This window comes from Listeria grandensis (assembly GCF_014322885.1).
Classification (GTDB): domain Bacteria; phylum Bacillota; class Bacilli; order Lactobacillales; family Listeriaceae; genus Listeria_A; species Listeria_A grandensis.
In genome coordinates, this window is sequence record NZ_JAASUG010000004.1 from 288,033 (window position 1) to 313,228 (window position 25,196).

Consider the following 25,196-nt stretch of genomic DNA (forward strand, 5'->3'; position numbering starts at 1 on the left):
TCATCGAATAATGCATATTTTAATTTGACAAAAGCACAAAAATATTTTTTTATGGCACTATTTCAACTTTTTTAATTCTACAATCTTATTTTATTGACTCTACTTCTATTATTATACAGTCAGGACTCCGCGTATTCAAGCTTCTATAGAAAAGTTCATTATATATACATAAACACATCTTTCAAGCGATTTGCGTACGCTTACATTTATATTTATATAATTAAAATTACATATGTCTAACAACAAAAAGCACCTGACCAGAAGGCCGAGTGCTTTAGCTTATCATTTATTATTTCCCAAAATCATACTTATTTTCCACATAAACATCGTACCATATCATAAAAATAACAACCGTCCAAATTTTACGGCTATAATCTTGTTTGCCAGCACAATGGTCTTCTAGCAATTGCAAGACGTATTTCTTGTTAATTAAATGATCCGTTGGTGAATCACGAATAATAGCTTTCACCCATTGATTCATTTCGTCTTTCAACCAGTGACGGATTGGCACAGGAAATCCAAGTTTGCGACGATTTAAAACGTGCTCTGGTACGAAAGCTTCTGCTGCTTTACGCAAGACGTATTTCGTCGTACCATTTGTTGTTTTCAGTGATGCCGGGATATCTTTTGCAACACGGAATACTTCTTTATCCAAGAACGGCACACGAACTTCTAATGAGTTTGCCATCGTCATACGATCGGCTTTCAATAGAATATCTCCACGCATCCACGTATGAATATCAATGTATTGCATACGTTCTACTGGATTGTAGCCAACTGTTTCCGCGTATAACGGATCCGTAATTTTTGTGTAATCATGGCCAGTTTGATATTTCGGCAACAAGATTTTTTTCTCCGCTTCTGTAAACATCTTCGCGTTACCGATATAACGTTCTTCCATCGGTGTTGTTCCGCGCTCTAGGAAACTTTTACCGCGCATTCCCTCAGGCATAACATTCGCGACACCACGAAGCATCGATTTCAAAGCACTCGGCATTTTGTTAAACATCGAAAGTGAGTTTGGTTCATTGTAAATGTTATATCCACCGAACAGTTCATCCGCACCTTCTCCTGATAAAGCAACCGTCACGTGTTTACGCGCTTCACGAGATAGGAAATAAAGCGGAATCGCAGCTGGGTCTGCCAACGGATCATCCATATGCCAAACGATTTTCGGTAATTCATCCATGTATTCTTGCGGTGTAATGATGTAACTAATATTTTCCACGCCTAATTTTTCGGCTGTTTCCTTCGCAACATCCACTTCGCTAAAACCGTCGCGCTCAAAGCCCACGGAGAACGTTTTGATCGCTGGATGGTATTCTTTTGCAATGGCCGCAATAATCGATGAGTCAATCCCACCTGAAAGGAAGGAACCGACAGGCACGTCACTGCGCATATGCATCTTCACAGAATCATACATCACATCGCGAATTTCTTTAATGAATGTATCCTCAGATTTAGCAATCGGCTGGAATTTTGCCTTCCAGTACTGGCTAATCTGCATTGGTCCACCGATTTTCTTCGTGAAATAATGACCTGGCTCAAGGCGTTTAATGCCTTGTGTCAACGAGTCCGGTTCTGGAACGAACTGGAAAGTCATATAATTTTGCAATGAAACCTCGTCTAGTTTCGTCGATGTCAACGCATGCAAGATTGATTTTTTCTCAGAGCCCATATATAGCTTACCGTCTTCTTCTGCATAGAAAAATGGCTTAATACCGAATGGATCGCGGGCACCGTAAATCTTCTCTTCTTGCTTATCCCAAATAACAAAGCCAAACATACCGCGTAATTGCTCCGCTGTTTTCTCTTTATACTTGGCATATGTAGCGATAATAACTTCTGTATCACTGCTCGTTTCGAAAGTCATACCTTCCTTCACAAGGTTTTCGCGCAGCTCCACATAATTATAAATTTCACCGTTAAAAATTATCCAATAACGTTCATTTTCATACGTCAGCGGCTGATGACCGTTTTCTACATCAATAATACTTAGGCGGCGGAAACCAAATTGAATATGCTCATCCGTAAAATAACCCTCATCATCAGGGCCACGGTGCGTGATCATGTCATTCATTTGTTTAAAAGTTTCTTTTTCCTCACCAGTAATCTCAGCAATGCGGTCATGTACGCATCCAATAAATCCACACATCGTCACATTTCTCCTCTATTTTAAACTATTTATATCCTCTTTTTCAACAACGTCTATCATATCATAAATAGGGTTTGTTTGAACAGTATAGCGCAAAAAAGAGTTCGATTTTAAAAATCGAACTCTTTTTAATATTTCTAATTTTCTGTATGTTTTAATACTGGTCGTTCATGAAGCGGTTGTACTTCACGGTTATTATGATCATAATATTTATTGAATGCAACAATTTGTTCTTTGGAAACCTCTACAGGATTTTCCATTACATACCATTCTACATTTTCTGCTAACGGAGGAGTTGTTAGTGATCCTAAATAGTGATAGTATGTTTTATTTGTCGGTATCAATGCTGGGACGTTTAACGGTGTGTTTAAATCTATTTTCTCCCCTTTTTTCACATTAGATAAAATTGTTTCAAATGCTGGATTTTCTTTTCCTTCTTTAAAAAATACACCGATAACTGCTAATCGGCCATCTTGACCTGCATTTACAAAGTGAGCTTCGATTGGATAATGTTTTCCGTCCACTGTATGTTCGCTTTTGGCATGGAAATGAACTTGTTTTAAATCAAATTGACGACCATTAATTGCAGCTTGCCCATTCATGCCAACTTGAATACTATGACCATTATCCTCTTCATCTAGTGCGGTTTGACTATAGTTTAATTCCATATTTCCCGCATCAATCATTGGTTCTGTTTTAGTCGTTTCAATATTAATTGGTGATTGTGATTTACCAGATTCAAATTGCCATGATTTTTGATCCTTATAATCTAAATGCTCTTCGTGTTTTGGTGCATCTTTTGCATCGGCTTTTTCATCACTGTTGCTAGCACATCCAGCTACCAGAACAAGTGATGCTGCAATTCCAGATGCCACTAAAAATTTACTTTTCATAACTAACTCCTTTTCTTTTGATTGCTTACTCAATTATTATACAATACAATCAGCTGGAAAATTGTTCGTTTTATGTACTTTTAAAATACAAAAAAACACCAGCATTTACCGACTTAACTATCAGTAAATACTGGTATCTTAATTATTTTATTGCTCTGTATGCTTCAATACTGGACGGTCATGTAGTGGTTGAATTTTGCGATTATTACCATCATAGTATTTATTGAATTCTGCAATTTGTTCTTTGGAAACTTCTACTGGAGTAGACATGACATACCATTCCACGTTTTCAGATAATGGTGGTGTAGTCAAAGATCCTAGATAGTGATAATATGATTTGTTTGTTGGAAGTAAAGCTGCCACATCAATTGGCTCACTAACTGTTGTTTTTTCACCTTTTTTGACATTGTTTAAAATGCTTTGGAAGGCTGGATTTGCTTTACCTTCTTTAAAGAAAACGCCAATAACTGCTAGACGGCTATCTTGATTTTCATTTACAAAGTGGGCTTCGATTGGATAATGTTTCCCATCCACTGTATGCTCACTTTCTGCATGGAAATGGAATTGATTTAATTCAAATTTGCGCCCGTTGATAGTCGCTTGTCCACCGTCATCCACTTGAATACTATGGCCATTGTCTACTTCATCGGTCACTTTTTGATTGTAGTTTAATTCAATAGTCCCTGTGTCCTTCATTGGCTCTGTTTTTGCTGTTTCAATGTTGATTGGGGACTGCGTATCGCCTGCTTCAAATTGCCACGATTTTTGATCATGGTAGTCTAAATGATCCTCGTGTTTTGCTGTTGTCTCTGTTTTTGCTGTTTTTTCCTCTTTTTTTGTGTCGCTTGTATCGCTATTGCCACAACCTGCTACAAGAACAAGTGATGCCGCAATTGCTGAAGCTGCTAATAATTTTGTTTTCATGTTGAAAACTCCTTTCGTTAAGTAACTTAATTATTATATTACATAATGATTCATAAGTGTGTGTATTTTTTGTGACAAAATTACGAAATTTATATGAAAATATATAAATTTCATGAAAAAACCTGACAAGATTGCTTATCCTGTCAGGTTTTCTCGATTATATATTAGTTCACTTTTGCAAATGCTAAAAGAAATTCTTTCATTTGTACAGCCTTATCCACTCGTTCCCAAGGTAAATCGAGGTCTAATCTACCAAAATGACCAAATGCTGCCGTTTGGCGATAAATTGGGCGTCGCAAATCAAGCATTTGAATAATACCTGCTGGACGTAAATCGAAAAATTGATTCACAGCGTTGATTAAGTCTTGTTCACTGTAGTCACTCGTGCCATATGTGTCAATCGAAATTGAAACGGGGTGAGCAACACCGATCGCATAGGCCAACTGGACTTCCACTTTTTTCGCTAGCCCTGCTGCAACGATGTTTTTAGCGACGTAACGCGCGGCATAAGCGCCTGAACGGTCGACTTTAGTTGGGTCCTTACCGGAGAACGCGCCGCCGCCATGACGGGCATAACCGCCATAGGTGTCCACGATAATTTTTCGTCCTGTTAAGCCTGCATCTCCTTGAGGCCCACCGATAACAAAGCGTCCTGTTGGATTGATAAAGTATTTTGTTTCAGCGTCAAGAAGCCGTGTATCAATTACCTCTTCAATGACCAATTTATGCATGTCTGCTGCAATCTGCTCTTGTGCAATATCTGGATGGTGTTGTGTTGAAATTACGATTGTATCGATTCGAATTGGTTCGTTATTCTCATCATATTCCACCGTCACTTGTGTTTTCGCATCAGGACGCAAGTATGTCAATGTGTTATTCTTGCGTAACTCAGCAATTTTACGTGCGAGTGCGTGTGCGAGTGAGATCGGCAGTGGCATTAATTCTTCCGTTTCATCTGTTGCAAAACCAAACATTAAGCCTTGGTCTCCCGCTCCAATCGCATCAATTGCTTCATCCGTGTGCCCGATGCCGCGTGATTCTAGTGCCACGTCTACACCTTGAGCGATATCCGGTGACTGCTCATCAATCGCGGTTAATACAGCACATGTTTCTGCATCAAAACCATATTTTGCACGTGTGTAGCCAATTTCTTTAATCGTATCCCGCACAATTTTCGGAATATCTACATAGGTCGATGTTGAAATTTCTCCTGCTACTAGCACAAGCCCCGTTGTTACCGTTGTTTCACATGCCACACGAGCATCAGCATCTTTTGTTAAAATTGCATCCAAAATCGCATCGGAAATCTGATCCGCGATTTTATCCGGATGTCCATCAGAAACAGATTCTGACGTAAATAAATGACGGTTTCTTGCCATTCTTTATTTCCTCCTTTATTCTTCTCCATCGCGAAGTGGATTGTAAAAATGCGAACAGCAAGTATTTCCATTCCAGTCTCGTTCACTCATTTTATAGACATCTAAATGATGCCAACAAAAAGCCTTCTCCCTATTTTGCCAATTGCGCGCGGAATAGAGAGAAGGCTATTATTTACAATACCTTCGCTCTCATCGATCAGGAAATCAATTCCTGCCACAGGTTAGCACCTTACAATACATGTAGGTTGCCGGGTTTCAAAGGGCCAGTCCCTCTACCGCTCTGGATAAGAGTTTAATTTAGTTTTCACATCATTGTAACATGTTTCATGAATCTTGTCACGCACAAAAATTACGAGTTGCACCCTTGTCCTTTTTTTCGAATATCACATGTCCGATTATCCGCGACAACTCGGTAGCCCAATCGTCCCGCAGGCTTAAAAATTGGAATGTACATAATCAACCCAATCAATCCGGTTAGTGGGAAACGCAACAACATTCGACGAATTGCAAAAAACCCTTTTTTTGCGCTACCGGTTGGTGTAATCAAATGAATCTCGCGTAGCAATTCTTCTTGTGTAAAACCTATGTCCTGTGTTTCTTGGAGCGGCTTCCACTCGATGACTTGCATCCAGTCTAACTTTTCAAACAGTCGTTTCGTGGCTTTGCAAAATCGGCAATTTTCGTCATATAAAACAATGTCTTTCATTTAGAGATGCCTCCTCAAATTATATTTCCTGCTTACCATTCTCGCAAAACTATGTTAAAATGAATTTTATACGTCAGGAGTTTCCTAGATTGTATGAATGATTGGTTCACCAAAGGAGAAGAAACTATGATATTTTCAACGTTAACTTTGATTATTTTTGCGATTTTTATTATCGCTGTGTGCATTTTTGAATTTGTCTTAAAATGGCGCTGGTTCAAGTACTTTTTAGCAACGCTGGGCCTTGTCGCAAGTGGGATTATATTCTTTATTAGTTTTTATGGTGGCGGAGTTTCACAGGCAGAGATTGCCATATCCATCTTCATCGCGACGCTTGGCGAATATATCTTTTCATTGATTATTAGCATTGTCGCTTGGGTTCGCCGTATGTCGAATAAGAACAAAGAAGCATAACACTTATGAAAAGCTGAGTCTCTCCTATTTGTGAGGCTCAGCTTTTTTTAGTTGCTGGAGTTTAGCGATACTAATTCATATGTAATAATGGTTGTATCGTTTTCCCAGATCAGCTTCTGTGGTACAGCAATACCGTTTGTTTCACTTTCTTTCGTTGTCCGGACTTCGATTGGCACATCAATTGGATAAATTCGATACCCATCCTTCACAAGCTCGAAGAAATTATCAGATAGACGTTTTTCCTTTCCCTTCGTAACGATCATCGTGTTTACTTCTAATGGCATTCCCATGCATATTACCTCCAATTATTTATTTTTAGTTGCTCCAAAGCTCGCTTTATAACGACTTGCATGCCTTTATCGCGCATAAAAAAGCTAAAATATTCCTGCTTGACAATATCAGCTAAATTACCTGAAATAAGCGTTGGGCCTAGCGTTTCCATATAGTCGATTTGATTTACAAATGTCGTAACGTTTGCTAAATAGACCCGTTTTGTAAAAATACGATCGGTAGTCTTCACTTTATATTGCGCTATAATATATAATTTGTCTAATTTGGCGCCGGTTTCTTCCATTGTTTCGCGTCGCGCTGCTTCCTCATTCGTTTCATTAGGCTCACCCTTGCCACCAGGAAACTCGATACCGCGCGTTTTATGCGTCGTAAATAGCCAGGCATCATGAAATTTAGCGATGACGAGAACGTCGTCTGCTTCTTCTGTCGCATCAAACTGGATCGATACCGTATTACCGAGCGAATCTTGATACGTATACATGCCACTCCTCTTTCTTTTTTTCAAATTTGTGGTACGATGAAGATATCTAATTTTACGATGAAGGTGATTTTAAAATGAAGAAGATCATGTTGGGCGGTATTCAGCTATATCGCAAATATATTTCACCACTGAAGCCTGGGACTTGTCGTTTCTATCCTACTTGCTCGCAATATGGGATGGAAGCTATCACAGAACATGGTGCATTAAAAGGCGGTTGGCTAACAATTAGAAGAATTTCTAAATGTCACCCCTTCCATAAAGGCGGTGTCGACCTAGTCCCAATGAAGTGCGACCACGAGGGCCACCATCATCACCATTATAATGAAAAATAAGAGTAGGTGCAAGGAAGGTGTGCTTGTAACTGCTCTTATTCTTTCATGAAAAAATAATAAATCCTTGTGTTTTCATCCTATATACGGTATTATGAATTTCTGATGTTAAATCGTAATGGCTACGATTTATTATTTTTAAGCATCAAATAAGAACGATTTCGATTTAGGAGGGTTACCTTTCATGAAGAAAATAGCCATTTTACTTAGTTCTATCCTGCTTGTTTCTATTTTTATGGTCGGGTGTGGCAACAGCGACGCGCAGACGAAAGATAAGGACAAGTTGACCGTTTATACGACGGTATATCCATTACAATACTTAGCAGCACAGATTGGTGGCAATTATGTCGATGCGCATTCCGTGTATCCGGCTGGATCTGACGCCCACAGTTTTGATCCTTCACAAAAAGACATGATGAATATTGCAGATAGTGACCTGTTTTTCTATATCGGGCTTGGTATGGAAGGTTTTGTTGATAAGGCGAAACAATCGCTAAAAAATGAAAACGTGAAGTTTGTCGTGACCACAGACGGCTTGAAATTACCGGCTACGACTCACGACGAAGACGAAGATCACGACCATGAAGAGGACGAAGACGGGCATGATCACGGTGATGTGAATCCGCACGTTTGGCTTGATCCGAACTATATGGTAACGATGGCAGGTGTTGTCAAAGATAATTTAAGCAAAGAACTCCCGGCACAAAAAGCAACATTTGAAAAGAATTATGAACAGGTGGTATCGCAATTAAAGACGCTGAACAGTGACTATAAAACAATGGCCGCAAGCGCAAAACATAAAGACTTTGTAACAGCGCATGCAGCCTACGGTTATTGGGAAAATGAGTACGGCTTGAAGCAAATCCCGATCGCAGGTATTTCGACGAGTGATGAGCCCTCTCAGAAGAAACTAACCACGATTGTGAACACGATTAAGAAAGACAACATTCCGTATATTTTATTGGAGCAGAATACGAATTCCAAGATTGCGGATGTGATTCAAAAAGAAACCAACACGAAAACGATGAAATTGCATAATTTAGAGACATTGACACAGAAGGACATGGATGCAAATCGTGATTATATGTCGATCATGAAAGACAATTTAGCTTCGTTAGATAAAGCACTGAATTATTGAAAAAAGGCCAAGCGCTACATCATGCTTGGCCTTCTTTAATGTAATCTTTCTTTTAAACGATGGCGTTGCACTTTTTGTGAGGCCGTTTTTGGGAGCTGTTCTAAGAAGTAAAACTGTTGTGGTATTTTGAATTTGGCAAGGCGCTGTTCACAGAAAGTCAACAGTGACTGGGTCTCTATTCCAGTTTTTGTCACAACAAACGCGACTGGTACCTCGCCCCATTTTTCACTTGGTGCAGCAACAACTGCGACTTCAGCAACACTCGGATGTTCTAGCAAAACATGCTCGATTTCTGTCGGATACACATTTTCCCCACCCGAAATAATCAAGTCGGAGCGCCTTTCGAGAACAAACAGGAATCCATCTTCGTCGATATAGCCGATGTCACCTGTTTGGAACCAGCCGCCCGCATCAAACGCCCCCTCTGTCGCCTTTTCGTTATGCAAATATCCCACCATGATCGAAGGGCCTTTTAGCAAAATTTCATCGTGTTCACCGATTTTGACTTCAGCGGGAAATAGGGCTTTCCCAGCGGAACCGATTTTTTGCAATGCTTTTTCTGGTGGTAGTGTCACGATTTGAGAAGCTGTTTCCGTCATGCCGAATGACTGCACAAGCGGGATTCCATTTTCAAAGCAGACCTCCAGTAGCGATTTGCTAGCAGGTCCACCGCCGAGTAACATACAGCGAAAATGAGGATGGTACGGCTCTTGAAAAACGTCCAACAAACGCTCAACCATCGTCGTAACCACTGAAATCATCGTAACTTCGCCGTTTCTCAGGAGCGCATCGGTGCGTCTGGCGTCAAAGTGTTCCTCCAAGTAAACTGGAATCCCATAAATCACCGAGCGCATCAAAATCGAAAGACCGCTAATATGGAAAATTGGCACCGCGCAAAGCCAGCTATCCGAAGCTTCCAGTCCAAGATTCAGCATCGAACCTGTCGCACTCCACCAATGGTTGCCAAACGTCTGCATCACGCCTTTAGGCTTCCCAGTCGTGCCTGAGGTGTACATAACCGAAGCAACCTCATCCATCGCAAAATTGGCAACAAGCGGGATATCCAAAACTGGCGCTGACATCACGCTACTAAATGAAATAGCCTCCACATCCAAGCTCGCCATCTTAGGTGCAAACTCATCCGCGTAAAAACAACATGCCACCCGCGCATCTTGTATCTGAAACACGATTTCCGTCGCCGTTAACCGATTGTTCAAAAAAACCGTCCGCGCCCCTATTTGTTGTAGCGCATGAATCATCAAAAAAGTATCGCGATCATTTCTTCCCAGCAAAGCGACATACGCTCCTTGACGCACGCCGAACCCACCAAGTTTCCCAGCCACCTTTTGCACCGCGTCATAAACCTCTAGAAAAGTTTCTTGTTTATCATGAAAAACAAGCGCGGTCTTCTCTGGAGAAAGCCGCACTCGTTTTTCCAACCAATTGGTTAGTTCCATCATTTTTCACCTCAAGGGAATTTCGGAAATTGATCGAAGTCGGGATCACGTTTTTCTTTGAACGCGTCACGTCCTTCTTTTGCCTCGTCCGTTGTGTAGTAAAGAAGCGTGGCGTCACCAGCCAACTGCTGAATTCCAGCCAGGCCGTCCGTGTCCGCATTAAATGCCGCTTTGATAAAACGAAGCGCCGTCGGACTCTTCTTCAACATTTCCTTCGCCCAAGCAACCGTCTCTGTTTCTAGATCCGCCAGTGGTACGACCGTGTTAATCCAGCCCATTTCAAGCGCTTCGTCTGCGGTATATTGGCGACACATGAACCAAACTTCCTTCGCTTTCTTATGCCCAATCACGCGCGCCAAGTAGCCCGAGCCGTAACCCGCGTCAAAACTGCCCACATTCGGCCCTGTTTGACCAAACTTCGCGTTGTCCGCTGCAATTGTCAAATCACAAACGAGTTGCAACACATTCCCGCCGCCGATCGACCAACCTGCAACCATCGCGATTACTGGTTTTGGAATCACCCGAATCAAACGCTGCAAATCAAGCACGTTAAGGCGTGGAATATTATCCTCACCAACATAGCCACCGTTCCCGCGAACCTTCTGATCGCCACCAGAACAGAATGCTTTGTCGCCTTCTCCTGTTAAAATAATCACGCCAACCTTCGAATCCTCGCGCGCAATCGTAAACGCATCAATCATTTCAATCACCGTTCTCGGCGTAAAAGCATTGTGGACCTGCGGACGATCGATCGTAATCTTCGCGATTCCCTCAAATGTTTCATACTTAATCTCCGTATAATCCTTCTCTTTCTTCCACTCAAAACCCATTATTTCGTTCCTCCTCTAATTCGTAACCAATTGCGGACCGCATAGCCAAAGCTCTCCGGCTGCTCGATATGAATCGTATGCCCCGCATTTGAAAAAGTAATATATTTTGCATCGGGAAGCGCGGTTTTCATTTCCAGCGCAATCCCGCAAAATTTCGGATCCTTCTGCCCCGCCAAAAGTAGCGTCGGCACCTGAAGCATCGGTAAATCCTCCCATAAAGAAGGCTGCGCGCCTGTCCCCATGCCGTTAAGACTTCCAGCTAAACCGTGTGCCCGCTGATTCAGGCGTTCTGCCCGAATCTTGCGTTGCATAGCTTCCGAGAGATGTTGCTGTGTCGCAAAAAGCGGCAACTTCTCCCAATCTGTCACAAAATTTGCGACGCCTTGCTCAGCGATTTTTTGCGCAAGTTCTGCGTCCTTCAAAACGCGTAAAGCCCGTGCCTCTTCTGATTCCAAACCCGGCGAAGCACTTTGCAAAACCAGTGTCTGGATGCGATTGGGATAGAACGTCGCAAGCCCCAACGCCAATCTGCCACCCATCGAATATCCGAGCACAGATGCCTTTTCAGCACCGATCCCGTCTAAAATCGCGATCAAATCAGCAACCTGCGACTCCATCGAATATCTGGACGTATCAAGCGGCGCATCTGTCGCACCATGCCCAAGCAAATCTACTATCACACAATGCCAATCCGCCGACAACATTGGTAAAACTGCGTCATACGTCGCATGCGACCCTGTAAAGCCATGAAGCAACAACAAGGTTCCACGCGACGAGGCATCCCGATTCGTCTCCACAACGTGGTACTCCACATCCCGAATTCGCATCTTTATGCCAACTCCGCACGAATTGCCGTCTTAATTGCTTCCCATAAAACCCGATGACTATCCACATTTTCATACCGATTCGTCTTCACCTCAATGATATCCAGCCCCTTATGGAAATGAGCCTGATCAAACGCATCATGAAGCTCATCCCAATTCCGCGCCTCATGAAAATCACCTTCGTAAAGCGCAGCAGCATAACGGAAATCAATATCTGCTCCCGTTCCAAACAACGTCTCAAAATACTTTGGCTCAGACGCTTGTGGTAAGAACGAGAAGATCCCGCCACCATTATTATTCACCACAATGATCGTCAAGTTTAACCCATATTTTTTCGCCATCAAAAGCCCATTCATATCATGATAAAACGATAGATCGCCAATCAATAAATACATCGGCTGTTCCGTCAAGCTCGCACCAAGCGCCGAAGATATCACACCGTCAATACCATTCGCACCGCGATTAGCAAGCATACGTATCTGTTTATCCACCTGTGCAAAATACGTATCGACATCACGAATCGGCATACTGTTACCAATGAACAAGCCTGCCTTCTCCGGAATCCATTCACGCAGATCATACACAAGTTTTCCTTCATCTAGCACATCAAGCGTCTCCATATGCGCACTGATAACTGTTTTCACTTTTGCATTTAACGTTTTCCAAGATGCTGCCCAATCAGGTGCAGTCTTGTCTTGCCAACCATCCGTCAGCGCACCGACGAGGAAATGTTCATCGCAATGGATCATGTTGGTTACCGCTTTAATCGGATCTTTCCACGCCGCACCAGGATCAACAACGTAAAACATCACATCCTCTAGTGCCTCCAACCATTTCATAAGTGGTTTTGAAACAGGCATCGCACCAAAGCGAATCACAATTTCTGGTCGCAAAGCCGTGCGCGCCTCCTCCTCTTGCAAAATCGCGTCATACTGGTCAATCACCGCATCACTAAGCGCGCCATAACTGCGTAGCTGCGACAATGGATCCGCCAAAATCGGCCACCCAATCTGCTCCGCGAGCGTTACTAATTTCGGCGAAAAGGCCTTTTTATCCAGTGGTCCTACGACAAAAACGCCACGTTTCCCAGCACACGCCTCAATAATTTGCGCGATCACAGCGTCTTCTAGCACCTCATGCGTATAATAAATATGCACATGGCGACGTTTCTTTTCCGTCACTGCAAACGGCGACGGCTCCAAAATAGGCATCAACGGTTCGCGCAACGGAAAGTTCAAATGAACCGGCCCACGCGGCGCATTCATCGCGATATCGACAGCCTTCGAACCGTGCCATTTTGCAAACCGCAACATCTCCGTCGAATTTTCGGGCATCGCCATATCCGTGAAATCTTTGACATGCGTCCCAAATAGACGCACCTGATCCATCGCCTGTGGTGCCCCAACATTGCGTAACTCATGCGGCCGATCCGCCGTCAAAACAAGCAACGGAACCTGCGACAAGTTCGCTTCTGCTACCGCCGGAAAATAATTCGCCGCCGCCGTTCCCGACGTGCATAACAAGACGACTGGTCGCTTCGAAGCCTTCGCAATCCCTAGTGCAAAAAATCCCGCCGAGCGTTCATCTACATCCACATAAATTTTTAGTGTCGGATGTTCTGCCATCAATAAAGCAATCGGCGTTGAGCGCGAACCAGGGCTAATAACAGCTTCCTTCACACCAGCCTGTACCAATTCCTCAATAAAAGCCGCCAAATACTCCGTCATGACTTGTCTATGATCGTTCATGTACTTTACCTCCTAATACCCGCAACATCGGCTGAAACTTAATCGCCGTTTCCGCAAGCTCTTCTGTTGGTACCGAGTCCGCCACAATCCCGCATCCTGCATACAGCAGTGCATTCGTATCGACAGTGAGCGCTGAGCGAATAGCAACCGCAAACTCACCACGATCTAGTGGGTCAATCCAACCAATCGGTGCCCCGTAGAAACCACGATCCATCGCTTCTTTCAAACGAATGACCGCCATGGCCTCCGCTTGCGGCCAACCACCAAGCGCTGGTGTCGGATGAAGCGCCCGTAAAACATCCAGCAACTTCGCCTCGCCTCGGCGTCCCGAAACCGTCATATATAAATGCTGAATATCCCGATTCTTAAGCAATACCGGACTCGCCGATACCTGCACATCCTCACAAAATCGCGCCATCGTTTCCTTAATCATCTCTACAACAAAATGGTGTTCCGCCAAGTTCTTCGCATCACTAAGTAGCGTTTCACCGAGCATCGCGTCCTCACTCGCCGACACGCCGCGCGCAATCGACCCTGCGACACAAGCAGACTCCAAATGAGACTCGTCCGCCAACAACAAGCGCTCAGGCGTCGCACCAAAGAAAGTACTCGTTCCATTTTCCAACACGAAACAATAACTATTCCTCTGTTGCTCCTCCATATTGGCAATGATAACACTACTCGAAAGAAATCCATCAAATCCAAGTCGCATCCGCCGAGCCAATACAACTTTCTGCATATCAGGCGTTTCTTGCAGCAAGCTCACAACATCCGTCGCAGCCTCCAGCCAAGCCTCCTCCGCCAAACGCTCCTCAAAAATACAAGTCACTTCTGGGTCACGTCCCACTGGCGACACGGCAATGTTATCCCACTGCGCCATCACAGTCTCCACTTTCGCATAATCATCCGCCTCTTTAAGCCACAGATTCACCGATAAATAGCAACGATTTTCCTTCTCCGTCACTAAAAAAAGTGGCAAATAAAAAAATCCTTCCCCAAATTTCTCCCACTCAGGTGTTGCATCATGCTGATCATCAAAACGAAACCCGCCAAAATAAACGGCTCCACAAGCGATTTCCTCACTGTTTGTTACCGTCTTTCTGAGCACCTGTTCTTTTCTCGTATGTAGTGCTAAAAACCTCTCCTGCCCCCGCTCTACTCGCAACTGATCCATAACACCAAGACCTGCAAGTCGCAACGTCCGTTCTTTATTTTGCCAGAAAAAACGCTCGCCTTTAAAAAAATTATTCCCTTGATCAAAAATGCGCTTTGCCTCACCATCAGGAATCTCTGAAACCCAGCTTAATAACACATCATCCTGTTGCGAAATTTGTTTACGCTTTGCCTGCTCAAATAGCTCTATCGGCAATGTTAAACCCATATAACTCATCTCTCCTTCATTGCCTTCACTCACCCATCCATTATAACAAAAGCCATCCATTTTTACACCTCTAGACACTTTACAAAAACGGGAGCAATCAGCCTTTGAAAAAGAATTATCCCATAATTATTGACTAATAGCGAAATAATGCCTAAAATTGAACAAGTATAAAGCTTTTATAAAAGGAGAGAAACACATGGCACACGGTACAAAATCAGCTATTGTAAGACATTCTGGATTCCATAAATGGTGGATGTTACTACGTCCGCACACACTGGTCGCATCTTTTGTCCCAGTATTTTTAGGAACAACAGTCGCAATGAGCTACGAAAGTTTTCATTTTACGCGCTTTTTAGTCATGCTAATATCCTGTTTCCTTATTCAGACCTCTGCCAACCTCTTTAATGAATATTACGACTTCAAAAAAGGGCAAGACGATGAGCATACAGTAGGAAACGGCGGCGCAATTGTCCGAAACGGGATGAAGCCAGGCTTTATTTTATTCCTAGCCATTTTTCTATACGTATTAGCGATTCTTGGTGGTATTTACTTATGTATGGACGTGAATAATTGGTGGATTGGGTTACTCGGTATTATTTCGATGGTAGTCGGATATTTATACACCGGTGGACCATATCCAATTGCTTACACACCGTTTGGCGAGATCATGGCAGGCTTCTTTATGGGAGGTATTATCACATTCATTTCCTTCTATATTCAAGCCGGATTTATTAGCTCATTCATCGTCTACGTATCGATTCCAGTGATGGTGCTAGTTGGTAACTTATTACTCGCCAACAGCATCCGCGATTTGGAGCCTGACAAAGCAAACGGTCGCCTAACACTCGCGATTTTACTAGGCCGAAAAGGAGCACTGATTCTCTTCACATTCGCCTTTATTTTCGCGTATGTTTGGGAAATCGCGCTCATCTTTACGATCCAAGCAACACCTTGGATTCTGATCATTTTACTCAGCGTTCCAGAAGCCATCAAAGCCGTTCGCCGCTTCATCGGAAAAAGCGTACCAATTACAATGGTTCCCGCGATGAAAGCAACGAGCAAAGCCTTAACATTCTTTGGAATACTACTAGCCATCGCGTTTTTGATTAGCCTTTTAAGCGCCAATATGGTTGATTTTTAAGTCATAGAAAGTAGCAGCAAACCATCATCAACAGGTATGCTGCTACTTTTTAATTTTGCGAACTAACTTCTACGACTTGTTGCTTACTCTGCACGTACTTCGTCAACTCAATCGATAAATCATAGCGCAAGAACGGCGTGATAATGTAGACACCATTAAAATGTTCACAAATCGCATCGATAATTTCCTTCGCAATCGCCATCCCTTCTTCTCGCCCTGTTCCATTTTTATCAGCTTCTCGCATTCTTTCCCTAACCTCGTCTGTCAAGCGAATCCCAGGAACTTCATTATGCAGAAACTCCGCGTTACGACTCGAAAGTAACGGCATTACCCCAACAAAAACAGGGACAGTAATACCCGCCTCGACTAGCGCCTCTTTCAACTGTACTGCTTTTTCCGTATCATAAATCGGTTGCGTAATAATATAATCCGCGCCATACTCGACTTTTCGTTCAATTAAACGCACCGCTTTATCTAACTTCAACACATTCGGATTAAAAGCCGCAGCTACTTGGAACCTAGCTTTCTCCTTCAGCGATTTCCCCGTGTATGAAATCCCATCATTGAATTTTTTTATCAGCTGTACAAGTTCTACCGATCGCAAATCAAATACCGACGATGCACCTGGAAAGTCACCAACTTTACTCGGATCTCCCGTCACGGCTAGCACATCTTGAATCCCCAACTTATGAAAACCCATGATATGGGAATGCATACCGATTAAATTATGATCGCGCGTCGTCAAATGAATCAGCGGGCGGATATCATACTCATGCTTCAGAATCGCGGCGAGTGCCATGTTGCTAATCCTCGGTGTCGCAAGCGAATTATCCGAAATCGTAATCGCATCCACGCCCGCCTCATCAAGCTCCTTCGCCCCTTCGAAAAACTTCGCCGTATCAAACGTCCGCGGTGGATCAAGCTCAACCAACACGGTAAACTGACCCTTCACCTTATCCGTAAGGCGTACACCTACATCTTCCGCCACCTCAAGTTCCGCTAATTCCAAAATTGGGTGAACCGTTTTTGCAGTCACAGGCTCCGTTGACTGCAGGCCTTTGCGCAATGCCCGAATATGATCTGGTGTTGTCCCACAACAGCCACCAATCAAGCGCACACCTTCCTGCCTGAAAATTTCTCCATACTGCTCAAAATAATCTGTTTCCGTCTGATAAACGACTTTCCCTTCCTCCATTTGCGGCAAGCTCGCATTTGGATAGGCCGCCAAATAAGCATTATCCAATATCGGTACCGTTTCTAGCGCCTTCGCCATGTGATACGGACCAAGTCGGCAATTGGCGCCTACCACGTCTGCACCCAAATCCGCCAGTTCCTGAAGCGCCGAAGCTAGCGTTTGACCACTCTGTAAAAGTCCCGGCTCATGCATAGAAACATTCGCCACAATCGGTAAATCCGTCGCCTCTCGAGTAATTTTTAAAACCGTTTTCAACTCGTCTAAATCATAATACGTTTCCAATAAAATGGCATCTACGCCTTCAAGCAATAAACAATACAACTGTTCACGGAAACTACGCTTAATCTCTTCCATGTCTGGCGCCGAAATTCGCGCATCATTCGCACCGTGAATCCCCCCAATCGTCCCAAAAATATAAACTCCCGTCCCACGCGCCGCCTCTTTTGCATGGCGCACAGCCGCTTGATTAATTTTCTTAATATCATCTTGCAAACCATATCTTGACAACTTGATATAATTCGCGCTATACGTGTTCGTCTGGATAACATCTGCCCCGGCCTCGATATAAGCCCGATGGATTGCAACAATATCATCTGGATGCGATAAATTCAATTCTTCAAAGGAACGGTCAACCCCATAAGAATAAAGCAGTGTACCCATTGCACCATCAGCAATTAAAACCTTTTCACTTAAATCGCGGCGTAAATTCATCAACGAGCACTCCTTTCTACTGTATACGCGAGCGCTTGCTTGAAGTCTGCAATGACATCAGCCACATCCTCAAGCCCCGCCGAAAAGCGTAATAATCCCGGTGTAATACCGAGTTTCAACCGTTCTTCTTCCGGAATCGCCGCATGAGACATCTTCGCTGGGTACGATAAAATACTCTCCACCGCACCTAAACTCACCGAAAAAACTGGCAGTTTCACATGATTCACAAACTGGCGCGCCGCCTCCTCACTTCCAAGGTCAAAAGATAAAACCGCACCTGCTGAATCCGCTTGTTGCTGCTGGATTGCATAATCCGGATGCGTCGTAAGTCCCGGATAAAAAACCGCCTTCACGCGATCATCTGCCTGCAAAAATTCCGCCAAGATCTGCGCTGATGCCGTACCCACATCCATCCGAACCGCCAATGTTTTGAGACCACGCAATAATAACCAGCAATCTTGGACTCCAAGCACGCCCCCCGTTGAGTTTTGCATGAAATAGACTTGTTTAGCCAACTCCTCATTATTCGTCACCACAAGCCCCGCTAAAATATCGCTATGTCCACCGATAAACTTCGTCGCGCTGTGCACCACTAAATCCGCACCCAAATCAAGCGGTCGTTGCAAAGCTGGTGTCAAAAACGTATTATCGACAAATGTATAACAATCATGCGCCTTCGCAAGTCGCGCGACAGCCGCAATATCCGTCACACGCATCAATGGATTCGATGGCGTTTCTACATAAACCAGCTTCGTATTCTCCTGAAAAGCCGCCGCAACAGCATCCAAATTCCCCATATCAACAAATGTATGCGTGATGCCAAATCGTGGTAAAATCTGCTCCGTCAGACGAAACGTGCCGCCGTACACATCACCAGAAATAATAAAATGATCGCCCTGCGACAACGTCAAAAGCGCAGCTGAGATCGCAGCCATGCCCGTTGCAAACGCAAAACCATGCGTCCCATTTTCTAATTTAGCAATCGCCTCTTCCACGGCTTGACGCGTCGGATTCCCCGATCTCGCATAATCAAATTCGTGATAATTATCAAAATCCGGCTGATGAAATGTCGATGACAAATGAAGCGGCGTATTCAGTGCCCCAGTCGCCTCATCGATTCCAAGGCTCGCATGCACCACCTTCGTATTAAAAGAAATATTCTCCTTACTCATGCACGCTCACCCCCTCCTTCAACACACTTGCAAATGCTTGATCCAAATCCGCAATCAAATCATCACTATTTTCGATTCCTACCGAGATTCGTAACAACTCATCCGTCAAACCATACGATTCTCGTAATTCCCTCGGCACATCTGCATGCGTCTGCGTCACCGGATACGTAATCAAACTCTCCACGCCACCCAGACTCTCCGCAAAAGTAAATAACTCGAGGCTCCGTAATAGCGGCGAAACAAGCGTTGCATCCTTTATCAAGAAACTGACCATGCCACCTTTTCCTGGATAAAGTACTTTTGTCACAGCCGCGTGACCTTCCAAAAACTCCGCCACTTTTCGTGCATTTTTCTGATGTTGCTCCACTCGCAGAACGAGCGTCTTCAGTCCCCTCATCAACAACCAACTATCAAACGGCGAAAGCACCGCACCAATCGAATTATGGAAATCACGCAATTGTATCGCTAATTCCTCAACCTTTACGATCACTGCACCCGCCAACACATCATTATGCCCACCCAAATACTTCGTTGCACTATGAAAAACAATATCCGCACCCAGATCCAGTGGTTGTTGCAAAATTGGCGTCAAAAACGTATTATCCACAATTACCAGCAAACCATGCTTCTTCGCAAAAGCTACAACCTCCGCCAAATCAGTTTCTACCATTAAAGGATTTGTAGGTGTCTCAATGAAAACAGCTTTCGTTGCCGGCGTTACCAATCCTTCCAAATCAGCAATATCCGTTGTCTCCCAGTATGAAAAATCAATCTTATACTTCTTCGCAATCAATTCAAAATAACGATATGTACCACCATATAAATCACGCGAAGAGATAATATGATCGCCACTCGCAAACAACGTAAATATAAGCTGAATCGCACTCATTCCAGAACTTGTTGCAAAACCAGCCGTCCCATTTTCAAGCGTTGCAAGCGATTCCTCTAAAACTTCCCGCGTTGGGTTACCCGTTCTCGTATAATCATATCCCGTTGAAACACCTAGATCTTCATGACGGTATGCAGTCGACAAATAAATCGGCATATTCACAGCACCAGTCGCCCCACTTTTTCGATTTCCAATTTGCGCTACAATTGTTTCTTTGTTTAACTTTGTCAATCCAATCTCCTCCATCCAATTAAAAAGCGCCAGGAGTAGCAACATGATGCCGTTCCTAGCGCCTTATTTCCTATTATTTTGCCACTTTGTACTCTTCGCGAATCTCCTTCGTGGCATTGACCATGTCTTGCAGTGCCGCGATTGTTTCTTTCTCTTTACGCGTTTTCAAGCCACAATCTGGATTCACCCAGAACTGACGCGCGTCGATTACTTTTAATGCTCTACGAATATTACCCTGAATCTCACCAGTTGTTGGTACTCGTGGACTATGAATGTCATACACACCTAGGCCAATCTCTTTGTCATACGCAACTTTTTCAAACGTCTCGATAATCTCACCATGGCTCCGAGACGTTTCAATCGAAATCACATCCGCATCAAGCGCACTAATCGTATCGATAATATCCTCAAACTCGGCATAACACATATGCGTATGAATTTGCGTATCATTTTTAACCGAAGTCGTTGTCAATTTAAAAGAATAAACCGCATCATCCAAATATTTTTTCCATCTCGAACGCTTCAGCGGTAAACCTTCACGAAGTGCCGGCTCATCGACTTGAATCACACGAATTCCAGCTGCCTCCAGTGCTTCCACCTCTTTGCGAAGCGCCAAACCAACTTGATTCGCAACGACATAATCCGGCACATCATCACGAACAAACGACCAATTGATAATAGTCACTGGTGCCGTCAACATTCCCTTCACAGGCCGATTCGTTAGCGATTGTGCGTAGACACTCTCTTTCACCGTAATCGTTTCCGTGAAGGCCACATCCCCATAAACCAATGGTGGACGCACCGCACGCGAACCATATGACTGCACCCAACCAAATTTCGTTGCTTGGAAACCATCCAACTTCTGACCAAAATACTCAACCATGTCCGTTCTTTCAAACTCACCATGCACGAGCACATCTAAGTCTAAATCCTCTTGAATCCGGATCCAACGTTCCGTCTCCGCTTCAATGAACTTCTCATACTCCGCATCCGTAATCACTTTTTTCAACCAATCCGAACGTTTTTTCCGAACCTCAGGTGATTGCGGGAAGCTACCGATCGTTGTCGTTGGCAATAACGGCAACTGCAACCACTCATGTTGCAACTTGATCCGCTCTGCAAACGGTAAATCACGCTTCACTTCTACATGCTCCAAGTTGCGAATTGCTTCTTGAACCGTCGCATTATTTCGATGATGTGAACCATTTATGGCATCAAGTCCAGCCTTCGCATGCGCGAATTCCGCTGCCACATCCTCCGCATTAAGCGCCTTCGTCAAGGCCACTAGCTCCGCCAACTTCTCATCAGCAAATGACAAACCTCCAAGCAACACCTCATCTAAATCAGGCTCACTCGCCTTAGTCACCGGCACATGTAACAACGAACTAGACGGTTGCACGATTAAACGCTCTTTAGGTACCACTTTTGCAATCCGTTCCAGCAATGCCAATTTCGCATCCAAATCCGCACGCCACACATTACGCCCATCAATCACGCCAGCAGCCAAAATCTTATCCGCTGGGAATCCAAATTTTTCTAAAGCCTCGATAGATTCCCCGTGATCATGTACAAAATCCACACCAATCGCATCCACCGGCAGTTTCACAACATCTTCGAAATAATCAAGACTTTCGAAATAGGTTTGCAATTCAATCTTCAATTTCGGTGCAGCATCCTTGAATGAAGCATACACTTCCTCAAACCAAGCTAACTCTTCCTTCTCAAAACTAGTAGCCAAGTAAGGCTCATCAATCTGCACCCATTTCGCACCAGCCGTCTCAAGCTCCTTCAAAACCTGACCATAAAGTGGCACCAACTGATCTAGCAACCCTTTAAAATCATCGTTTCCCTTCGCTAATTTCAAATACGTAATCGGACCAACAAGAACAGGCTTACCATCAATCCCTAGCTCCCGTTTCGCTTCCTCGTAATAAAACAACGCACGATTCTCCGTCAATTGTGGTTTTGCATCCGAAAGCTCCGGCACAATGTAATGATAATTCGTATTAAACCATTTCGTCATTTCAGAGGCCACCGCATCATCCTTACCACGAGCAATCTCGAAATATGTATCTAGACCTACTTTCCCAGACTCATAATTAAAACGTTTTGGCACAATACCAAAAGTAACACTCGTATCTAAAATATGATCATAAAAAGAAAAGTCCCCAACAGGAATCAAATCAATCCCCTTATCCTGCTGTTTCTTCAAAGCATGTAAACGCAATTCTTTAGTTTCAGAAAGTAATTGCTCTTCTGAAATCTTATCGTTCCAATAATTCTCAAGCGCCTTCTTCCATTCCCGTTTCTCCCCTAAACGTGGATACCCTAAATTTGAACTTTGAACTTTTGCCATTTCACATCACCATTCCTTCTCTTTTTTTCATATAAAAAACCTCTCCAGTAAGACCAGAGAGGTTACGAATATCCGAAATACGAACACGCTTCACTCTCTTATCTTTCGAAGCATCACACTTCGCAGGATTTAGCACCTTTTCAAAAAAATGAAAGGTTGCCGGGTTTCACAGGGCCAGTCCCTCTACCACTCACAATAAGAGTTTCATATGAAATTGAAATTACATCCAGTTCGAATGTATTGAACTTATATTACCATCCCACCAAATTCCTGTCAACTAAAAAATTATCCTAAAGAAGAATTTTTCCGCATATTCCCCAAAAACAAAGCTAAGAAAGCCACAATCAAGAGCCCCGTAATAACAAAATAAAAAACATCATTACCAAACAACCCAATCATAATTCCCGTCGCTGAAGGGCCCATAATGCTCCCCAAACTAAAGCTCATTCCTACCAAAATATTACCCGCAGGAAGTAGCGCAAGCGGCGTCAAATCCGTCATATATGACAATCCGAGTGAGTACATCGATCCCAATAAAATACCCAAAATAAAAAACATAACAACCAATAAAATACTACTACTCACAAAAGCCGTCACAAAAAACACAGCCGCGCCCGCTCCAACAAAAACCGGCAGCACCCTGGCCCTTCCAAGCCTATCACTCAAAATCCCGATTGGAACTTGAAATAAAATAGTCCCCACCGAAAACGAAGAGATAATCGTCACAACCATCGCCTGCGGAATCCCGTCCCGCAAACCGACAATCGGAAAAGTAGCATTAAGAGCCGTCTCTAAAATACCGTAAACAAACGGTGGAATCATAGCAATCCAAGCTAAACGAAAGACATCTGAGAATCGCTTCAAGCTATCAAAAAACGAAATCTCACGAATCCCATCACTTTCTGCAACAAAATCATTTTTCAAGAACCACACAAGTCCCCAAGCAATAATAACCATTATTCCCGATACGATAAAAGGCAAATTCACATTAACAGCCATCAAATTAACCAATTGCGGCCCAATTGCAAATCCTAACGAGAAAAATAATCCATATACAGCCATATTCCGTCCACGTTTTGCAGGATGACTCATTGCACCAATCCAAGTCTGCGAAGAAAAATGCAACATATGATCTCCCACTCCAATTAATAAACGCAACACAAACCAAAAATACAAATTAAACCATAGTGGAAACAACAAAAGCGCAAGAGCTACAATCCCACCACCCACGATAATAATTGCTTTATAACCAAACCTATGCAATGGTGCCTCGATAAATGGAGATACTAATAATACCCCAATATATATCCCCGTAGCATGGAATCCATTTAAGCCCGGAGAAATACCATTTTCCTCAAAAACAATTGAAATTAATGGCAACAACAACCCTTGAGATAATCCAGAAATAGCAACTACAACCGTCAAAATCCAAAATTTAAACCTATTACCTATCATGTCGCGCCTATCCTCCAAATACCTATTTTTGCAATAAAAAGAACAATGCCATTAACATGACATTGTTCTTTATAATCAGCGATGACCCGTACGGGATTCGAACCCGTGTTACCGCCGTGAAAGGGCGGTGTCTTAACCGCTTGACCAACGGGCCCATATAAATTAAATTTCGCATCTTTTATACTGGCGGAGAAGGAGGGATTTGAACCCTCGCGCCGCGTTAACGACCTATACCCTTAGCAGGGGCACCTCTTCAGCCACTTGAGTACTTCCCCAATATAAACAACTTGCAAACTCCACAGGCAAGACTCGAACTTGCGACCGATCGGTTAACAGCCGATTGCTCTACCAACTGAGCTACTGTGGAATAATATGGTGGGCCTAAATGGACTCGAACCATCGACCTCACGCTTATCAGGCGTGCGCTCTAACCAGCTGAGCTATAGGCCCATAAAAAATAAAAGAGCGGGTGATGGGAATCGAACCCACGACAACAGCTTGGAAGGCTGTAGTTTTACCACTAAACTACACCCGCATCATCCAAAGTAAGAACTATAAAGGCGGCTAGTGGGAATCGAACCCACGCATGCCTGAACCACAATCAGGTGCGTTAACCACTTCGCCATAGCCGCCGCTATTGCTAATATGGTGCCGGCTGCAAGAGTCGAACTCGCGACCTACTGATTACAAATCAGTTGCTCTACCAACTGAGCTAAGCCGGCTTAAGATATAATATCATAATTTAAAAGGTGGCTTGGGACAGAATCGAACTGCCGACACCTTGAGCTTCAATCAAGTGCTCTACCAACTGAGCTACCAAGCCATATGTAAAGCGGTCCCGACGGGATTTGAACCCGCGATCTCCTGCGTGACAGGCAGGCATGTTAACCCCTACACCACGGAACCACAATTGCGGGGACAGGATTTGAACCTGCGACCTTCGGGTTATGAGCCCGACGAGCTACCAGACTGCTCCACCCCGCGACAATAATATTAAATTTAATCCACAAATCACTAAGTAGAAAAGGAGGAAGAGGGATTCGAACCCCCGCGCGGTCTTACCCGCCTGTCGGTTTTCAAGACCGATCCCTTCAGCCAA

At 43.7% G+C, this 25,196-nt stretch carries 21 protein-coding genes, 10 tRNA genes and 2 riboswitches; of the genes, 4 read left to right on the top strand and 27 right to left on the bottom strand.

Annotated features, from left to right (window positions below; translation table 11 throughout):
- Positions 1-289: 289 nt before the first annotated feature.
- From asnB to HCJ54_RS07935, 5 genes are all read right to left on the bottom strand, one after another.
- Positions 290-2,155: an asparagine synthase (glutamine-hydrolyzing) gene (asnB, locus tag HCJ54_RS07915; protein WP_187137249.1), complete on the bottom strand. Its 1,866-nt coding sequence runs from the start codon at positions 2,153-2,155 to the stop codon at positions 290-292.
- A 137-nt stretch (positions 2,156-2,292) separates the two neighbouring features.
- Entirely contained in the window at positions 2,293-3,048 is a 756-nt protein-coding gene (locus HCJ54_RS07920; RefSeq protein ID WP_187137250.1) for a carbonic anhydrase, read from the bottom strand.
- A gap of 147 nt (positions 3,049-3,195) precedes the next feature.
- A complete protein-coding gene (locus HCJ54_RS07925; RefSeq protein WP_185527487.1) occupies positions 3,196-3,972 on the bottom strand; it encodes a carbonic anhydrase in 777 nt (258 codons plus the stop codon).
- A 164-nt stretch (positions 3,973-4,136) separates the two neighbouring features.
- Entirely contained in the window at positions 4,137-5,351 is a 1,215-nt protein-coding gene (gene metK / locus HCJ54_RS07930) for a methionine adenosyltransferase (protein ID WP_187137251.1), read from the bottom strand.
- A 186-nt stretch (positions 5,352-5,537) separates the two neighbouring features.
- Positions 5,538-5,642: riboswitch (SAM riboswitch) on the bottom strand.
- A 58-nt stretch (positions 5,643-5,700) separates the two neighbouring features.
- Entirely contained in the window at positions 5,701-6,057 is a 357-nt protein-coding gene (locus HCJ54_RS07935) for a thiol-disulfide oxidoreductase DCC family protein (protein ID WP_187137252.1), read from the bottom strand.
- Positions 6,058-6,183: 126 nt separating this feature from the next.
- On the opposite strand from HCJ54_RS07935, the gene HCJ54_RS07940 reads away from it, so the two are divergent.
- The gene (locus HCJ54_RS07940; RefSeq protein WP_036067575.1) at positions 6,184-6,468 is read left to right on the top strand and encodes a hypothetical protein; all 285 of its coding nucleotides are present in this window, start codon (positions 6,184-6,186) and stop codon (positions 6,466-6,468) included.
- A 47-nt stretch (positions 6,469-6,515) separates the two neighbouring features.
- Here HCJ54_RS07940 and HCJ54_RS07945 read toward each other — a convergent pair whose 3' ends face one another.
- Both HCJ54_RS07945 and ytkD read right to left on the bottom strand, forming a co-directional pair.
- Positions 6,516-6,758, bottom strand: a complete 243-nt coding sequence (locus tag HCJ54_RS07945) for a DUF2584 domain-containing protein (protein WP_036067557.1) — start codon at positions 6,756-6,758, stop codon at positions 6,516-6,518.
- Positions 6,759-6,763: 5 nt separating this feature from the next.
- Positions 6,764-7,240 carry an RNA deprotection pyrophosphohydrolase gene (ytkD, locus tag HCJ54_RS07950; RefSeq protein ID WP_187137253.1) on the bottom strand — a complete coding sequence of 159 codons (477 nt, stop codon included), beginning with the start codon at positions 7,238-7,240 and terminating at the stop codon, positions 6,764-6,766.
- Positions 7,241-7,314: 74 nt separating this feature from the next.
- Between ytkD and yidD the strand changes: the two genes are divergently transcribed.
- The gene (gene yidD / locus HCJ54_RS07955; RefSeq protein WP_185527493.1) at positions 7,315-7,572 is read left to right on the top strand and encodes a membrane protein insertion efficiency factor YidD; all 258 of its coding nucleotides are present in this window, start codon (positions 7,315-7,317) and stop codon (positions 7,570-7,572) included.
- Between the two features lie 181 nt (positions 7,573-7,753).
- On the top strand, positions 7,754-8,707 hold the full coding sequence (locus HCJ54_RS07960; RefSeq protein ID WP_187137254.1) for a metal ABC transporter substrate-binding protein: 954 nt from the start codon (positions 7,754-7,756) through the stop codon (positions 8,705-8,707).
- Positions 8,708-8,742: 35 nt separating this feature from the next.
- Here the strand turns inward: HCJ54_RS07960 and HCJ54_RS07965 are convergent, their stop codons facing one another.
- From HCJ54_RS07965 to HCJ54_RS07985, 5 genes are read right to left on the bottom strand one after another with little or no spacing between them, the layout of a single operon-like run.
- Positions 8,743-10,164 (bottom strand): o-succinylbenzoate--CoA ligase, encoded by a 1,422-nt coding sequence (locus tag HCJ54_RS07965; protein ID WP_187137279.1) that lies wholly within the window; start codon positions 10,162-10,164, stop codon positions 8,743-8,745.
- Between the two features lie 11 nt (positions 10,165-10,175).
- Positions 10,176-10,994 (bottom strand): 1,4-dihydroxy-2-naphthoyl-CoA synthase, encoded by an 819-nt coding sequence (gene menB / locus HCJ54_RS07970; protein ID WP_036067566.1) that lies wholly within the window; start codon positions 10,992-10,994, stop codon positions 10,176-10,178.
- Positions 10,994-11,821 carry a 2-succinyl-6-hydroxy-2,4-cyclohexadiene-1-carboxylate synthase gene (menH, locus tag HCJ54_RS07975; RefSeq protein ID WP_187137255.1) on the bottom strand — a complete coding sequence of 276 codons (828 nt, stop codon included), beginning with the start codon at positions 11,819-11,821 and terminating at the stop codon, positions 10,994-10,996. Before menH ends, menB begins: the two co-directional genes overlap by 1 nt.
- A gap of 2 nt (positions 11,822-11,823) precedes the next feature.
- On the bottom strand, positions 11,824-13,566 hold the full coding sequence (gene menD, locus HCJ54_RS07980; protein ID WP_187137256.1) for a 2-succinyl-5-enolpyruvyl-6-hydroxy-3-cyclohexene-1-carboxylic-acid synthase: 1,743 nt from the start codon (positions 13,564-13,566) through the stop codon (positions 11,824-11,826).
- Positions 13,553-14,947, bottom strand: coding sequence for an isochorismate synthase (locus tag HCJ54_RS07985; RefSeq protein WP_187137257.1), 1,395 nt, complete (start codon positions 14,945-14,947; stop codon positions 13,553-13,555). The genes menD and HCJ54_RS07985 overlap by 14 nt, the downstream gene beginning before the upstream one ends.
- A 196-nt stretch (positions 14,948-15,143) precedes the next feature.
- Here HCJ54_RS07985 and HCJ54_RS07990 point away from each other — a divergent pair, with 196 nt between their 5' ends.
- Entirely contained in the window at positions 15,144-16,088 is a 945-nt protein-coding gene (locus tag HCJ54_RS07990; RefSeq protein ID WP_187137258.1) for a 1,4-dihydroxy-2-naphthoate polyprenyltransferase, read from the top strand.
- Between the two features lie 49 nt (positions 16,089-16,137).
- Here the strand turns inward: HCJ54_RS07990 and HCJ54_RS07995 are convergent, their stop codons facing one another.
- From HCJ54_RS07995 to HCJ54_RS08065, 15 genes are all read right to left on the bottom strand, one after another.
- Positions 16,138-17,994: a bifunctional homocysteine S-methyltransferase/methylenetetrahydrofolate reductase gene (locus tag HCJ54_RS07995; protein ID WP_187137259.1), complete on the bottom strand. Its 1,857-nt coding sequence runs from the start codon at positions 17,992-17,994 to the stop codon at positions 16,138-16,140.
- Positions 17,994-19,166, bottom strand: a complete 1,173-nt coding sequence (gene metC / locus HCJ54_RS08000) for a cystathionine beta-lyase (RefSeq protein WP_187137260.1) — start codon at positions 19,164-19,166, stop codon at positions 17,994-17,996. Before metC ends, HCJ54_RS07995 begins: the two co-directional genes overlap by 1 nt.
- Positions 19,159-20,286, bottom strand: a complete 1,128-nt coding sequence (locus HCJ54_RS08005; RefSeq protein WP_244966915.1) for an aminotransferase class I/II-fold pyridoxal phosphate-dependent enzyme — start codon at positions 20,284-20,286, stop codon at positions 19,159-19,161. Before HCJ54_RS08005 ends, metC begins: the two co-directional genes overlap by 8 nt.
- 73 nt (positions 20,287-20,359) lie before the next feature.
- Positions 20,360-22,642: a 5-methyltetrahydropteroyltriglutamate--homocysteine S-methyltransferase gene (metE, locus tag HCJ54_RS08010; protein WP_187137261.1), complete on the bottom strand. Its 2,283-nt coding sequence runs from the start codon at positions 22,640-22,642 to the stop codon at positions 20,360-20,362.
- A 95-nt stretch (positions 22,643-22,737) separates the two neighbouring features.
- A riboswitch (SAM riboswitch) is annotated at positions 22,738-22,844 on the bottom strand.
- Positions 22,845-22,927: 83 nt separating this feature from the next.
- On the bottom strand, positions 22,928-24,094 hold the full coding sequence (locus HCJ54_RS08015; RefSeq protein ID WP_187137281.1) for an MFS transporter: 1,167 nt from the start codon (positions 24,092-24,094) through the stop codon (positions 22,928-22,930).
- 85 nt (positions 24,095-24,179) lie between these two features.
- Positions 24,180-24,251, bottom strand: a tRNA-Glu gene (locus HCJ54_RS08020).
- 30 nt (positions 24,252-24,281) lie between these two features.
- Positions 24,282-24,372: transfer RNA gene (locus HCJ54_RS08025), tRNA-Ser, on the bottom strand.
- Positions 24,373-24,391: 19 nt separating this feature from the next.
- Positions 24,392-24,464 (bottom strand) — tRNA-Asn (locus HCJ54_RS08030).
- A gap of 6 nt (positions 24,465-24,470) precedes the next feature.
- Positions 24,471-24,547, bottom strand: a tRNA-Ile gene (locus HCJ54_RS08035).
- 14 nt (positions 24,548-24,561) lie between these two features.
- Positions 24,562-24,632 (bottom strand) — tRNA-Gly (locus tag HCJ54_RS08040).
- A 24-nt stretch (positions 24,633-24,656) separates the two neighbouring features.
- A tRNA-His gene (locus HCJ54_RS08045) sits at positions 24,657-24,729 on the bottom strand.
- A gap of 14 nt (positions 24,730-24,743) precedes the next feature.
- Positions 24,744-24,819: transfer RNA gene (locus HCJ54_RS08050), tRNA-Thr, on the bottom strand.
- A gap of 28 nt (positions 24,820-24,847) precedes the next feature.
- Positions 24,848-24,920, bottom strand: a tRNA-Phe gene (locus tag HCJ54_RS08055).
- A 10-nt stretch (positions 24,921-24,930) separates the two neighbouring features.
- A tRNA-Asp gene (locus tag HCJ54_RS08060) sits at positions 24,931-25,003 on the bottom strand.
- A gap of 4 nt (positions 25,004-25,007) precedes the next feature.
- Positions 25,008-25,081 (bottom strand) — tRNA-Met (locus tag HCJ54_RS08065).
- Positions 25,082-25,196 lie beyond the last annotated feature (115 nt).